Source organism: Gammaproteobacteria bacterium (genome assembly GCA_040183005.1).
Classification (GTDB): Bacteria; Pseudomonadota; Gammaproteobacteria.
In genome coordinates, this window is the sequence record JAMPIW010000007.1 from 626,540 (window position 1) to 640,364 (window position 13,825).

The window sequence follows — 13,825 nt, forward strand, 5'->3', positions numbered from 1 at the left end:
TGTTACTTGTAACGTCTACATCGTACTATTTCATAGAACGGCCTATTCGGGGATTCATAAAATTTTTTTATGAGTTGTGGTTTTTATTCTTGTCACCATTGCATTTGCAATGTGGCGCAGACAAATATGCGAATATAAAAGACTGTACTATTAAGAAGTATCTAACCACCGTGCTCAAAGCGCCCTGCACAAGCGAGAGCGGCTCACATACAAGCTCTCCTGCAGCGGCCAAGCATTCTCTCGGGCATAACAAGCACTTGAAACTATCGGGCCGGACTTCGAATTGCTGTTGGTGGAAGACGGAGGCTGAGATGTTATCGATGAACTGGCCCGACTGGATCCCCCACTTGCCCATAACTATGGCCAGCACAATGCTCTGCCATGCGGCATCCGTGCCGCTCGAGGCGGGGTGATCGTGACTCTGGACGATGACCTACAGAACCCACCAGAGGAGATTCTCAGACTGCTGACCAAGCTGGAGGAGGGCTACGATGTCGTGTATGGCGCGCTAGAGAGGCGCAACCCCATGGTTTCTCTGGCTAACCAGGCCTCTCGCATCACCAAGCTGGTCCTGAAGGGTGCTATGGGGACAGAAACGGAACGTAAAACAAGGCTACTTTTATTATGAATACAAACAAGATATCGCCCAGCATTAAAGAACTGTTGGCATTAGCCGCCAATTTAATATGGGAAAGACGGTTACCGTGGCGTGTAAGTCAGTGGATTGCCAGGCTCCATCTGCAAGCGCTTCGCCTGCTCTATGACCATAAAGTCTTATCTACCCGACCTTTCCTCACCGGAGAAGATTGCCCTCACTTCGAACTACACACCTTGTTAGGACACAAACATGTTGGAATGTGCTTGTGGTCTGTGAAGAGCTTTCTCCATTATTCTGGCAAGAAGTATACGGTAGTCCTACATGATGATGGAAGCCTTACTGATGACGATGTTGAAACTTTAAAAAAACATCTGATTAATGCCAAGGTTGTGCGAAAGGCTGTTGCAGATGCCTTGATCAAAGAACAAATAATAAATTTGCCGAACTGTTACGAATACCGATTCTCCTCTAAGGAGACCTCCGATCATCGAGGAATAAATTACAACATGCTCATTTTTTCCATCCGGCTTTTTGATTTCAATCTTCTATCAAATACCATTAAGACCCTTGTCCTGGATGCTGATGTACTCTTTTTTAAAGAGCCTCGCGAGATCATCGACTGGGCGGAAGACCCAAAGGACAGTAATAGTTTATACAGTGTCGAACAATACGTACCTCTGAGAAACACGCGGAACGAGATCATCGATTTTGAGCGAAAAACACCAATTCCTACCGATGCCAATGCAGGACTACTGTGCCTAGACAAGCGCGCCTTCAAGCTGGAAATCATCGAGAACTGGATTGGAACCAACAAAGAACGGATGGGTATGTACGCAACATTTGAGCAAGCAGCCTACAACTATTTAGTGAAGAGCAAGGGAGGAAGCATGCCATTGCCAGACACATACTCGTTTAACTACACCGACCAAGATGTCATTGCAACGCATTTCGCCATAAAAATCCTTTTTTTCAAGAACATAAAAAGACTGCAAAAAGTGCTTCGCTAAACTGATATGGCCGCTGGTACGACATTTTTCCGAACAAGCCGGTATTCACGCCCCCGGCATAGGTGGATCGCGCTGCTGCAGCTATGTTTGTTCTCTATGCCGGGCCACCCACGGCTAGCGTTAGACAAAGAATCTGATTGATCGCCCATGGAAGCCAGTGTCATAGTTTGCACCTATAATCGAGCCGAATCCCTCATGGATACGCTTCGTGCGCTAAAGTCGCAACAGACTGCGCCTGATCGCACGTGGGAGGTCATTGTCGTGGACAACAACTCCAGTGATCATACGCGGCAGGTAGTCACAGAATTCATTAAAGACTGGTCTGCCCTGCACTACGAGTTTGAAAGCCAGCAAGGACTCTCCCATGCACGCAACCGTGGCATTGCCAGTGCCCAAGGCAAAGTACTATTATTTACCGACGATGACGTACTGCCCGAACCGGACTGGCTTGAAACGACGCTGCAGGGGTTGGAAAAATATCAGGCCGCTGCGTGCGGGGGATACATCGCGCCAATCTGGGAAACGCAGCCACCTGAATGGCTGACTGAGCGGTTCTACGGTTTTCTGGCAATTCGCACTGACCGTACCGACGATTACCCGATCACCGAGGCAAGCCAGGCACCCTTCGGTGCCAATATGGCAATAAGGCGCGCAGTATTTGATCGTGCTGGCCTGTTCGATACAAATCGTGGCCGCAAGGGGAAGGTGCTTGCCAGCGGCGAAGATGGTGAGATGTTCGAACGCATTCTGGCAGAAAATCTGAAAGCGGTTTTCCTCGGGGCGTCACGAGTTCACCATAAGGTCGAAGCATTTCGCCTGACCAAGCGATATTTCCGGCGCTGGCGCTTTCAAACAAGCCGCAACATCGCGCAAAGCAGTGGAGTCACGGGCGACCGCCGGCTGTTTGGCATACCGCTGTATGTCTTTCCTCAATTCCTGCGCGCCATCGTGCGCATGCTTTGGGGCTACTTCACACAACCCCGAGACGAGGCCTTCAATCGCGAGATCGTGGTGTTTCATTTTCTCGGCATGCTCCACGGGCTGTGGAAAACACGCCAACAGGAAAAACATGATATCGTTTAGTACCGTTTTTCGCTGAGTGCGCAAAGATAATAAATGGAGGACTCCATGTCCGGTAGGCTATCCCAGAGTAAAGTCAGCTTCACGGTGAATGTTTGCAATTCCGATGCTCCCTTCCTGGAGCCAACTCTACGGCATATGATGCCAGCGCTCAATTTTCCGTTTGACGAAAGATTGGTCGCCTATGACCCCGGCAAGCAGGAAGGCAAGTACACCCACCGTATTCAGGGCGCCCAAGGTGAAATTGAGCAAATCCTGCAGCGGCTGCTCGACGACAATGTTATCGATCGCGTGGACGTGATTCCCTGGAACGAAGTGGAGCAAACTCGAATCTTGTACAAGTACTTCGGGAGTGAGCAGATCGACCTCAAAGACTTTTCGGGCGCGCCAATCTACCAATATCTCTATGCGTTGGACCGCTGCAAAGGTGATTATGTGCTTCATACTGATTCCGACATGCTATTCTATCGCTCCGTCAACGGATCATGGATCACTGATGCGATTGAATTATTTCAGCGGGAGTCCCGTGTGATCGTCACAACCCCGCGGGGTGGGCCGCCCCAAGCAAAGAACTGGCTTGAGAAGTTAACTGGCCGTTCATTTGAACCTACATTGAAAACCCAGTGGAGACGGGCCGACTTTACTTCAACGCGGTACTTCCTGATGGACATGGCAAAGTTCCGCGCTTGCCTGCCACTGATACAGGCAAAACCAGGTGAGCCACTTGAAAATAGCCTGACCCATACATTCAAAGAGAAGGGTTTCGAACGTTGGAACCTCGCCGCTTATACGTACTGGGCAATCCATCCATGGCGGCACGACGAGAATTACATTCGATATCTGACCGACCTAATCTGGGCAATCGAGAACAATGTCTATCCGTTCCGTCGTACGGGGTATCAGTGGGATATGCGCACCGAGGGTAAATTGATTAATGAGTGGCTAAAAGTGCTCCGCAAGCACGGTCGTGCGCTCGACTAAGATCGTTTTGATCACTTCTTCATGACACATCTATGATGTATATTCTCATATCGTCGGCACCAAGCTCCAAGGAACTCCTAGCGAATTTTGGTTTATGATCGATATCAAGCTACTTCGCTACCTCACGGCCCACCCGCTAAACCGTCGAACCCGCTTCCGTTCGATACTCCCCATAGTGTGTTGGAGTATTGCAACGAGATTGGTGCCCGGATGCCAATTCATTGTTCCGTTCGCTAATAATGCGCGACTCGTAGTTACACCCGGTCGCTGGGGCAGCGAAGCGAATGCATTATGCGGCCTGCACGAATTTAACGACATGGGCTTCTTGTTGCACTTTCTCCGATCAACAGACCTATTTTGCGATATTGGCGCGAACATCGGCGCCTATACCGTTCTAGCATCGGCCGGCATCGGCGCAAGAAGCCTGGCCTTCGAACCAATTGAAAGTTCCTATGCCGAATTAAGGAAGAATGTCGATGTTAACCAAATCGCTGAACTCGTCGACGCCCGGCGTATGGGTGTCGGAAAGGCGCTAGGGAAACTGACGCTGACCTCCCAAAAAGACACCATGAATCACGTGGTCATGGGGACAGCCACCGGACCGAACGAAACTGTAGATGTTGATACACTGGACCGCGCACTGGCTGGACGCATGCCGGCGCTTTTGAAGGTGGATGTTGAAGGTTGGGAGCACGAGGTGTTGCAGGGTGCCGCGAGCACGCTGCGCCATCCTGACCTTCTCGCCGTTATTATCGAGTTAAACCAGAGCGGCAACCGTTACGGCTTCAGTGACGAGGACATTCACCAGACGCTGATTAATCACGGTTTCTCTAGCCACTGGTATAAGCCGTTTGAGCGACAGTTGATCGATTTGGGCGGGAAATACAATGCCAGTGGTAATACCCTTTACGTTCGTAATTCCGAAATCATCGGGGAACGATTGCGGAACGCGCCACCTTTCAGGGTTAGGGATTTCTATATTTGAATACTCATCAAGGAGTGGCCAGTAGTGTTTCGTGCGCCGAGCAATCCATTGGAGTCCCAGGAGTGCGCGAGCTTAGCAACGCCATGAACCCTGGTTCCAATCTCGCAGTTGTGATCTGCACTTACAACCGCAGTCACTCGCTCATCGAAACTTTGGCCTCACTTTATGCCGATGGCTACGCGGGGCCGGCACCGATCGATATAGTGGTTGTCGCAAACAATTGCAGCGATGACACGCTAGCCCAACTCTCGCAATTCCGTTCGGCACACTCACAAGCCTATTTAAGGCTGAGCTGGCTAGAAGAACCCAAAGCTGGGAAATCCTACGCGTTGAATACAGCTATCGCCCACACGCATCATGATGTGCTGTGCTTTATCGATGACGATCAAGTCGTCGAGCCAGGTTTTTTTGCGCATCTCGTGGATGGAATCGAGCGTTATCCACAAGACGATATTTTCTGCGGCCGCATTTGGCCGGCATGGGATGGCAGCGAACCATCGTGGGTACATGCCAAGGAACCCTACGCCATACCGATTCGGCCTTTCCCAGAGTTTGATCTGGGAACCAAATCTATTCGCCTCAACGCCGGAGATCGGTCTCCCAGCGGAGGGAATATCACAGTTCGACGCCGCGTATTCGATGTGGTTGGAGCATTTTCCATCGACCTTGGGCCTATAGGCCACAACTTGGCGGGTGGAGAAGACCATGACTTTCTGAAGAGAGCAGCTTTGCATGGATATACCACGCGCTATTTGTCTCACGTAAGGCAATTACATGCTATTGACGCAGAGCGAATGAGCACACCTTATATTCTTCGGAAGAGTTACTCCCGCTCGCGGTCAAATTTTCTGGTACATTCTCAAGAGACTCTGCCCAGGCTTTACATGTTCCGTAAAGTTTTAAGCTACCTGGGCAGTGCCGTTTTTTCACGAGATCACAATCGCCGCTTTTTTTATCTCGTCCGGCTGGCTGCTAGTACAGGGGAACTATCTGGGGCATTTGAATTGACGTGGGCAGCAGCGCTGAACCCGCTACGTGCCGGTTTTCGCCGTTTGATTCGCAACACGGCAGTGGCAAAACCTGTCTCTGCCACGAATGAACAGGCATCCATCGACACCGGCAAGATGGCGCCGGGAATCGCCCCCCTCGCACTGGCGCTTGGGATGGCGACAGCCTCCGCCATTGTGTCATCGCCATCGCAGGTATTATTGGAGGGCACGCTGTCCGCCGCCTTAGCCGCCATCCTGTTTACCCTTGCCCTTCTGGTGAAGTCGATCATCGGTTTTTCACGGACGGGACCCTCGCTGAAGCAAGAAATTCAGGAACACTACGCCCGTTATTCCCTGTTCGCTTTCGCGCGCCTTGCCGCTTGGGCGCTGCTGATAGGCGGACTGATGGCGGCGGCAGGCGTCGCCGTGTATTCATCCCTGAACCGAATTACGGGCTTCGAATTCACCACTACAGGCGCGGTGATTGCCGCTTTCGGCGGCATCGGTGCCGTCACGTCGCTGCAGTTCTGCCGCCATCTGCTCTATCTGCCCGCCACGATCGCCGCCTCGTCGCATTACCGGCTGAGCCGGTTGTATCCGCTGTGGCGTCGGCTCTCACCGGGACGATTGCAGATCTTCCAGTGGACTCTTGCCCTGGCTGCGGCACTTGTGGTCATTGCAGACCTGACCGATATGCTGACCCAAAGACATTGGGTTCGCCTGGCGGCCTGGGGAATACTCGCGGGCGCAGTGGCAGCCGTGGTCTGGGCGCTGTCACCCGGAGACGAAACCCTGCCAACCGGCGGCGGCGCTGCAACCGATCCCGCCCGGCCGAACATCGTCATGATCGGATCGGACACCCTGCGCGCCGATCGCGTCGGCAACGGCGAGCATCACCGCGAGCTAACCCCTTACCTGAACGCGCTCGCTGCGTGCGGCACGCATTTTACCCACTGTTACGTACCATGCGCGCGCACCGCACCCAGCCTGATCTCACTGCTGACCGGCACATGGCCGCACACCCACGGCGTGCGCGACAACTTCATTGGTGACGATCAGCTCGACCTCCCCGTGCCCGCCCTCCCCGCTCTGCTTGCGAAGGCCGGTTACATGACGGCGGCCATTGGTGATTGGGCGGCCGCCGACATGGGCAAGTTCAAACTCGGTTTCGAACAGCGCGACCTGTCCGAGGATCAGTGGAATATCAAATACCTCATCCGCCAGGGACCGAAGGACCTGCGGCTGTTTCTTTCCCTGTTCACCCACAACGGTTTCGGCAAGCGCTTTCTGCCGGAGATATATTACCTTGGCGGCATCCCGCTAACACGCGAAATCGGCCGTGATGCGCGGGCGATGATCAGCGATTTGGCCGCCAAAGAGCAGCCGTTTTTCCTGAATGTCTTCATGGCAACCACTCACCCGCCCTTTGGATCGGAATACCCTTATTACACGCTGTACTCCGACCCTGCTTATCGGGGCGAGTCAAAATTCGTGATGGCGCGTCTGACGGATCCATTTGAGATCATCCGCCGTCAGGGCGATAGCAAAAAGGAGTTCGACCTTGATCAGATTATTGACCTCTACGATGGCTGCGTAAAGAGTTTCGATGATGAAGTGGCCAGGATCGTTGCACACATTAAGACCTGCGGCCTGGAGCAGAACACTGTCATCGTCATCTATAGTGATCATGGCATGGAGTTCTTTGAACACGAGACATGGGGGCAAGGAAACAGCGTCATGGGTGACCATAGCGCACATGTCCCATTAATCATCAAGGACCCGCGTAAACCACCAGGCGGCACGGTTTCACGCATCACGCGGAGCGTGGACCTTGCACCCACCCTGCTGGATCTTCTTGGCATGGAACAACCACCGGAGATGGATGGGGTCTCGCTTGCGCCCTATATGGAAAACCGCGACATCGACCTTGGCTTGACTGCTCACAATGAAACTGGCATCTGGTTAACAACACCTCCGGGAATGCCTCCGGATCATCTGCATTACCCCGACCTGCCTGATTTGCTCGAAGTACCGGACAAGCGGAACGGTACTCTGGCGATCAAGCCGGAATATCAGAAAATTATCGTCAGCGCGAAAGATCGGATGATTAGAACCGAAAGATGGAAGCTCACCTATCAGCCGATGCGTAATGGAGAAATCTACAAATTGTTTGACCTGCTAAATGACCCCGGGTGCTACTCGAACGTGCTTGATCTGCACCCCGAGGTTGCAGAAGATCTGCGGCAAAAACTCAGGGCGTGGATGGAGGTTGATTTGGCTATTGCAATTCGGGCGGAGGGCAAAAGCGGCACCACGGGTTAGTTGGGGAGCCTATTTTGGACTCTTGAGGCTTGGCTTCCTGGGGCTGTTTTTGATCATCCATCTGGGAAGGTGCTACGGGTGGCGCCGCCACTGTTGTGTCATTCCCATTGCCGGGCGCTGCCGTATTGCTCGCAGGTAATTCGGCCGGACTGGCCGTCTTCGGTTCGCCATTGATAGGCGCAGGATAAGGCAATTTTCCACCCAATTCACGATAGCGCCGCTGCAATGTCTTGGACTCCGGCGAGCGAGTGAGTCCTTCACTGGCAGTTTTTAACGCATCTTCGCGGCTGCCAAGTTTCCGGTAGAAGTCGATCAAGCCAATATAAGCCGCAACATAGTCAGGCTTCAGGCGGATCGCCTCCATAAACTCCCGCGAACTATCCGCAACCTTTCCCAGGCGATCATAAACCCGTCCGAGATCCGCTTTGACCATAGCCAGGTAGGAATAGTACTCCGGGGACACTTCGGTATGGCCCAATACATACCGGAACTCACCCACTGCAGCTTGCAACTCCTCTTGCCTTGCACCCTTGTTTGCGGACTGTGCCGTGGCACGCGCGATAGATTTCAATCCATGGCAGTAATGATGGCCATGGGGCATCCCTGCCGGAAAAGAGCCAGCGACCCGGTATGCTTGGGCATTGGCTTCATAGTTGTCAGCCGAGAGTTGGTGGCAAAAGGATGGCAGCATTTGCACATCTCTTGCCGTCATCGCATAGCCTGCGCCGGCGCTGCCCGAAAAAAACAGCAGGGCAGTCACCAGCAAGGCATCGTTTGAAGCGCAGCGTCTTCTTTTAGATATCAACCCAGATTGTCCATTAGGCGAAATAGAGCGCACAACGCCGTTCGTGGTGAGCTTGCCGAACCATGAACGGCCCTTCGACAGGCTCAGGGCGAACGGTTTTGGGGCTAATGGACAATCTGGGATCAATTCATTCATGTTGAGTACGCTCGCATACAACGTTATTCGTGCATAACGGCAATCGCCTGCATCATTCGAATAGGATAATGCACACCGGGGCCAAGGGCAAACATGGTATTGGCGCGTCAACATATTGACTATTCATTGCCGGATCTTCAGCTAACACATCGGTTTTTGGTGATTATTTCGGCAATCAACGCCACCATGTTGGATGGCACATTTCTCGCATATATCCTCGTACCCAGGAGGTGTTTATGACTATCGCTCAACAACAAGCCACCAGTAATTTCATCTACACGGATTCCGGCCCAGACTATCTGTCGCGGCTCTCGCCATCAGACGATATTGTTGTAAAAACACCCGCGTTGGATAAGGCCTCGCATCTTTCATATGTTCTGCAAACGACGCTGGAAGTCGATCAAGTGCTGAGCTTGTTCTTCCAGGAAATCAGAAAACTGGTTCCCTATGACAGCATCGCCTACAGCCATCTTCCACAGAGCATAGAGATCACTGAGGGCAAACGGGCGCGCCACTCGGGCAGCTACCGGCTGACCATCGGTGAACTATGGCTGGGGGAATTGATCTTTACACGGAAGAAGAAGTTCACCGAAGCGGAAACAATGCTGATTGAGCACCTGCTTTGCGGTCTCGTTTACCCGTTACGAAATGCGCTGATGTACAAACAGGCCGTGGAAGCCGCGCTCAAGGATCCACTGACTGGCGTGAACAACCGCGTCGCCATGGATGCCACTTTGCAGCGCGAAGTCGAGCTTGCCCACAGGTACGGCACCCCCCTGTCTCTTATCGCCATGGATATCGATCATTTCAAACGCGTCAACGACACCTATGGACATGCCATTGGCGATTGCGCCCTTAAAACCGTAGCTAATGCCGCCGTCGCCAGCATACGCAGCACAGACATCCTGTTTCGCTATGGCGGAGAGGAGTTCGTAGTCTTATTAAGCAACACCTCCGAAGAAGGTGCGCTTTGCCTGGCCGAGCGTATCCGCCAGAAAGTGCAGACGGCAAAATACATATGCAACGAGGCAATGATCGCCTCTACTGTCAGCCTCGGCGTTGCGTTTTTAAGTGAGCGGGAGAGTCCTCCGTCTCTGCTCTCCAGGGCGGATCAGGCACTATATCAGGCCAAGGCAGCGGGGCGTAACTGCGTCAAACTGGCATAGCAGCCCTCGCTAATACAGCAAAATCCCGCAACAACCGCGGAGTTCTCATGTGCTAAAATTAACGCCAATATTATTGGCGCACACTTTCACACATGCAAAACTCCCCCAACGCTTTTTACCTCCCCCCCGAATGGGTTCCACAAAGTGGAGTAATGCTCACCTGGCCGCATGAACACAGTGACTGGTCCGCCACACTTAGAGAGGTTGAACCGGTCTTTGTCGAGATCGCACACCAGATCAGCCTGCGCGAACGAGTGGTAATCTCTTGCTGGGACGAGGAACACCTTGCCCACGTAGAGCGGCTTTTGAAGCACGCAGGCGCGGTTCTCGATCAAATCTCACTCTATGCCGTTCCGTCCAACGATACCTGGGCGCGCGACCATGGGCCGATCACTGTGCTTGAAAAAGGCAACACACCTCGTCTGCTCGATTTCACCTTTAATGGCTGGGGTTGCAAATTCGACGCGGGACTGGACAACCAGCTGACATATCGACTGCACGCGGCAGGGGCGTTCAATGTGACGCCATTACAAAACATCGACGTGGTTTTGGAAGGCGGCAGCATAGAGGTGGATGGTGTCGGCACGCTACTGACCACGCGCCGCTGCCTGATGTCACCGATGCGCAATCCGCACTTGAATCAACAGCAGGTGGAGTCACTGCTAGGCCAGCTGCTGGGCGTGGATCGCTTTCTGTGGCTGGATAACGGCTATCTTGCCGGAGACGACACCGACAGCCATATTGACACCTTGGCGCGCTTTTGCGATGCGCGCACCATCGCCTATGTCGCGTGCGATGATCACGGTGACGAACACTATCCAGAGTTGAAGGCCATGGAGGAAGAACTCAAAGCCTTTCGCACACGTGACGGTCAACCCTATCATCTGGTTCCACTCCCCTGGCCGCAGGCAAAATACGAAGAAGAAGGACATCGACTGCCTGCCACCTATGCCAACTTCTTGATCATCAATAGCGCCGTGCTGGTACCTACTTATGACGATCCAGCTGATGAGGTTGCGCTGGCACGGATCAAGGACTGTTTTCCGCAGCGGGAGGTTATCGGCATCCCCTGCCTGCCATTAATCATGCAGCATGGCAGCCTGCACTGCGTTACCATGCAATTACCTGATGGGGCATTATGAAAGCGAACACACTCAAAGTCGGTCTGATCCAGCACACCTGCGGCAATGACCGTACGGCAAACCTTGGCCGCACGATTGCCGGCATTCGCGAGGCTGCCGCGCAAGGTGCGCGGCTTGTGCTGTTACAAGAGCTGCACACCGGCATCTATTTCTGCCAGGCCGAAGACACACGCTATTTCGATCTGGCCGAAACCATCCCCGGCCCCAGCACGGAACAACTCGGGAAGATCGCCGCAGAGCTGCAAGTGGTTATCGTTGCATCCTTGTTTGAACGCCGCGCCGCTGGGCTTTATCACAACACCGCCGTGGTATTCGAAACCGATGGCAGCATCGCGGGAAAATACCGAAAAATGCACATCCCCGACGACCCTGGTTTTTACGAAAAATTCTATTTCACTCCGGGCGACCTCGGCTTCAACCCGATCAAAACCTCTGTTGGGCGCCTTGGCGTACTGGTGTGCTGGGACCAATGGTTCCCGGAGGCCGCGCGGCTCATGGCGCTGGCGGGTGCCGATCTGTTGCTCTACCCTACTGCCATCGGCTGGAACCCAGACGATGATACACAGGAGAAATCACGCCAGCGTGACGCCTGGATCACCATCCAGCGTGCCCACGCCATCGCCAACGGCCTGCCGGTACTCGCATGCAACCGCACCGGGTTTGAAGCGGACCCCTCAGGCCATACGGAAGGAATACAGTTCTGGGGCTCCAGCTTTGTCGCGGGTCCTCAAGGTGAAATGCTGGCATTAGCACCGGCAGATTCACCCTCTGTTTTGGTGACAGAGATTGATATTAACCGCAGCGAACAGGTACGGCGCATCTGGCCCTATCTGCGCGACCGGCGTATCGATGCCTATGAGGAATTAATGCGTCGTTATCGTGATTAATAAGCGGTTACGCACCCCTCGATTTCCGACCTCACCTGTGGTTGAATGGCCTATACGATCAAAAACCACAAAGGATTCGTCATGGCCGCCCATACCGTAACCACCCAACCTTTCGAGGGTCAGAAACCCGGCACCTCGGGCTTGCGTAAAAAGGTCACTGTCTTCCAGCAACTGCATTACCTGGAAAACTTCGTCCAGTCCATCTTTGACGTGCTCGAAGGCTATCAGGGAAAGACGCTGGTAGTCGGCGGTGATGGCCGGTTTTACAATCGCGAGGCCATCCAGATCATCCTCAAAATGTCGGCGGCGGCGGGGTTCGGCAAGGTACTGGTGGGACGCGACGGCATCCTTTCCACGCCCGCCGCATCGGCGGTGATCCGCAAACACGCCGCATTCGGTGGCATCATCCTCTCGGCCAGCCATAACCCCGGCGGCCCTGATGCCGATTTCGGCATTAAATATAACGTCGGCAACGGTGGACCCGCCCCGGAAAAAGTCACTGACGCCATCCATGCCCGCACGCGCACTATCGAACATTACCGCATTATTGAAACCACTGACGTGGCGCTGGACACGCTGGGCCAGACGCAAATGGGCAATATGCAGGTTGAGGTGATCGACGCCGTAGCCGACTATGCCGAACTGATGGAATCGCTGTTCGACTTCTCAGCCATCAGGCAATTTCTCAGCGGGAAAGACTTTCGCATGCGCTTTGACGCCATGCACGCGGTAAACGGCCCCTATGCGCGCGAGATTCTGGAAAAGCGTCTCGGTGCGCCGGCCGGTACGGTGATAAATGCGGTGCCGCTGGAAGACTTCGGGGGCGGCCACCCTGATCCCAACCTCACTTATGCACACGAACTGGTCGACATTCTCTACGGTGATGATGCGCCTGATTTCGGTGCTGCTTCCGACGGGGACGGCGACCGCAACATGATTCTCGGCAAGCGCTTTTTCGTCACCCCCAGCGACAGCCTGGCGATCCTCGCCGCCAACGCAACACTCGCCCCAGGATACCGCTCGGGCCTAGCGGGCGTGGCGCGCTCCATGCCCACCAGCGAAGCCGTGGATCGTGTCGCCCAGGCGCTCGGCATCGACTGCTATGAGACACCCACCGGCTGGAAATTCTTCGGCAACTTGATGGACGCTGGCAAGGTCACGCTGTGCGGTGAGGAAAGTTTCGGCACAGGCTCCAGTCACGTGCGGGAAAAGGATGGCCTGTGGGCGGTGCTGTTTTGGCTCAACATCCTCGCCGTGCGCCAGCAATCGGTAGAAAATATCGTGCGTGAACACTGGGCCAAATATGGACGCAACTTCTATACGCGCCACGACTACGAAGCATTAGACAGCGCAATAGCCCAAGACATCATGGCCCATTTACATGACACCATAGCTACGCTCAAGGGCGAGAAATTCGGCAAGCGTCGCGTTAGCTATTGCGATGACTTCAGTTACTCCGACCCGGTGGATCACAGCATCAGTAGTGGACAGGGGCTGCGCATCGGCTTCGAAGACGGCGCGCGCATTGTATTCCGCCTTTCCGGCACGGGAACGGAAGGCGCAACGCTGCGTATTTACGTCGAGGCCTACGAGCCGGATGCCGCGAAGCATCGTCAGGATACACAAGCAGCACTGGCGGATCTGATTACGATTGCCAATACGCTGTCCGGCATCCGTGAACGTAGCGGCAGGGATACGCCGACGGTGATTACTTGAAATTATCCACCC

11 protein-coding genes are annotated in these 13,825 nt (G+C 53.9%); 10 read left to right on the plus strand and 1 reads right to left on the minus strand.

Translation table 11 applies throughout. The annotated features are described in order from the left end of the window. The first annotated feature begins 409 nt into the window (after positions 1-409). From M3A44_08835 to M3A44_08860, 6 genes are all read left to right on the plus strand, one after another. Positions 410-628 carry a glycosyltransferase gene (locus M3A44_08835; GenBank protein ID MEQ6341741.1) on the plus strand — a complete coding sequence of 73 codons (219 nt, stop codon included), beginning with the start codon at positions 410-412 and terminating at the stop codon, positions 626-628. Beyond that, a complete protein-coding gene (locus tag M3A44_08840) occupies positions 625-1,605 on the plus strand; it encodes a hypothetical protein (protein MEQ6341742.1) in 981 nt (326 codons plus the stop codon). The genes M3A44_08835 and M3A44_08840 overlap by 4 nt, the downstream gene beginning before the upstream one ends. Before the next feature lie 195 nt (positions 1,606-1,800). After that, positions 1,801-2,688, plus strand: a complete 888-nt coding sequence (locus M3A44_08845; GenBank protein ID MEQ6341743.1) for a glycosyltransferase family 2 protein — start codon at positions 1,801-1,803, stop codon at positions 2,686-2,688. A gap of 45 nt (positions 2,689-2,733) precedes the next feature. Next, positions 2,734-3,666: a glycosyltransferase family 2 protein gene (locus tag M3A44_08850; protein ID MEQ6341744.1), complete on the plus strand. Its 933-nt coding sequence runs from the start codon at positions 2,734-2,736 to the stop codon at positions 3,664-3,666. A gap of 94 nt (positions 3,667-3,760) precedes the next feature. Then, on the plus strand, positions 3,761-4,651 hold the full coding sequence (locus M3A44_08855) for an FkbM family methyltransferase (GenBank protein MEQ6341745.1): 891 nt from the start codon (positions 3,761-3,763) through the stop codon (positions 4,649-4,651). Beyond that, positions 4,648-7,962, plus strand: coding sequence for a sulfatase-like hydrolase/transferase (locus M3A44_08860; protein ID MEQ6341746.1), 3,315 nt, complete (start codon positions 4,648-4,650; stop codon positions 7,960-7,962). Before M3A44_08855 ends, M3A44_08860 begins: the two co-directional genes overlap by 4 nt. Here M3A44_08860 and M3A44_08865 read toward each other — a convergent pair. After that, positions 7,919-8,902, minus strand: a complete 984-nt coding sequence (locus M3A44_08865) for a tetratricopeptide repeat protein (protein ID MEQ6341747.1) — start codon at positions 8,900-8,902, stop codon at positions 7,919-7,921. The two genes, M3A44_08860 and M3A44_08865, sit on opposite strands and share 44 nt — an antisense overlap. A 236-nt stretch (positions 8,903-9,138) precedes the next feature. Between M3A44_08865 and M3A44_08870 the strand changes: the two genes are divergently transcribed. The 4 genes from M3A44_08870 to M3A44_08885 all read left to right on the plus strand — a co-directional run bounded on the left by M3A44_08870 (position 9,139) and on the right by M3A44_08885 (position 13,813). Next, positions 9,139-10,068 (plus strand): GGDEF domain-containing protein, encoded by a 930-nt coding sequence (locus M3A44_08870; protein ID MEQ6341748.1) that lies wholly within the window; start codon positions 9,139-9,141, stop codon positions 10,066-10,068. Between the two features lie 152 nt (positions 10,069-10,220). Further along, positions 10,221-11,210 (plus strand): agmatine deiminase family protein, encoded by a 990-nt coding sequence (locus M3A44_08875; GenBank protein MEQ6341749.1) that lies wholly within the window; start codon positions 10,221-10,223, stop codon positions 11,208-11,210. Continuing rightward, entirely contained in the window at positions 11,207-12,097 is an 891-nt protein-coding gene (locus M3A44_08880; protein MEQ6341750.1) for a carbon-nitrogen hydrolase, read from the plus strand. Before M3A44_08875 ends, M3A44_08880 begins: the two co-directional genes overlap by 4 nt. 81 nt (positions 12,098-12,178) lie before the next feature. Further along, positions 12,179-13,813: an alpha-D-glucose phosphate-specific phosphoglucomutase gene (locus M3A44_08885; GenBank protein ID MEQ6341751.1), complete on the plus strand. Its 1,635-nt coding sequence runs from the start codon at positions 12,179-12,181 to the stop codon at positions 13,811-13,813. Positions 13,814-13,825: the final 12 nt, after the last annotated feature.

Bases quoted from the DNA above. Each gene is read 5' to 3' on its own strand.
- M3A44_08850 (MEQ6341744.1), top strand. From the start codon at position 2,734: ATGTCCGGTAGGCTATCCCAGAGTAAAGTCAGCTTCACGGTGAATGTT.
- M3A44_08845 (MEQ6341743.1), top strand. From the start codon at position 1,801: ATGGATACGCTTCGTGCGCTAAAGTCGCAACAGACTGCGCCTGATCGC.
- M3A44_08870 (MEQ6341748.1), top strand. From the start codon at position 9,139: ATGACTATCGCTCAACAACAAGCCACCAGTAATTTCATCTACACGGAT.
- M3A44_08875 (MEQ6341749.1), top strand. From the start codon at position 10,221: ATGCTCACCTGGCCGCATGAACACAGTGACTGGTCCGCCACACTTAGA.
- M3A44_08880 (MEQ6341750.1), top strand. From the start codon at position 11,207: ATGAAAGCGAACACACTCAAAGTCGGTCTGATCCAGCACACCTGCGGC.
- M3A44_08865 (MEQ6341747.1), bottom strand. From the start codon at position 8,902: ATGAATGAATTGATCCCAGATTGTCCATTAGCCCCAAAACCGTTCGCC.
- M3A44_08840 (MEQ6341742.1), top strand. From the start codon at position 625: ATGAATACAAACAAGATATCGCCCAGCATTAAAGAACTGTTGGCATTA.
- M3A44_08855 (MEQ6341745.1), top strand. From the start codon at position 3,761: ATGATCGATATCAAGCTACTTCGCTACCTCACGGCCCACCCGCTAAAC.
- M3A44_08885 (MEQ6341751.1), top strand. From the start codon at position 12,179: ATGGCCGCCCATACCGTAACCACCCAACCTTTCGAGGGTCAGAAACCC.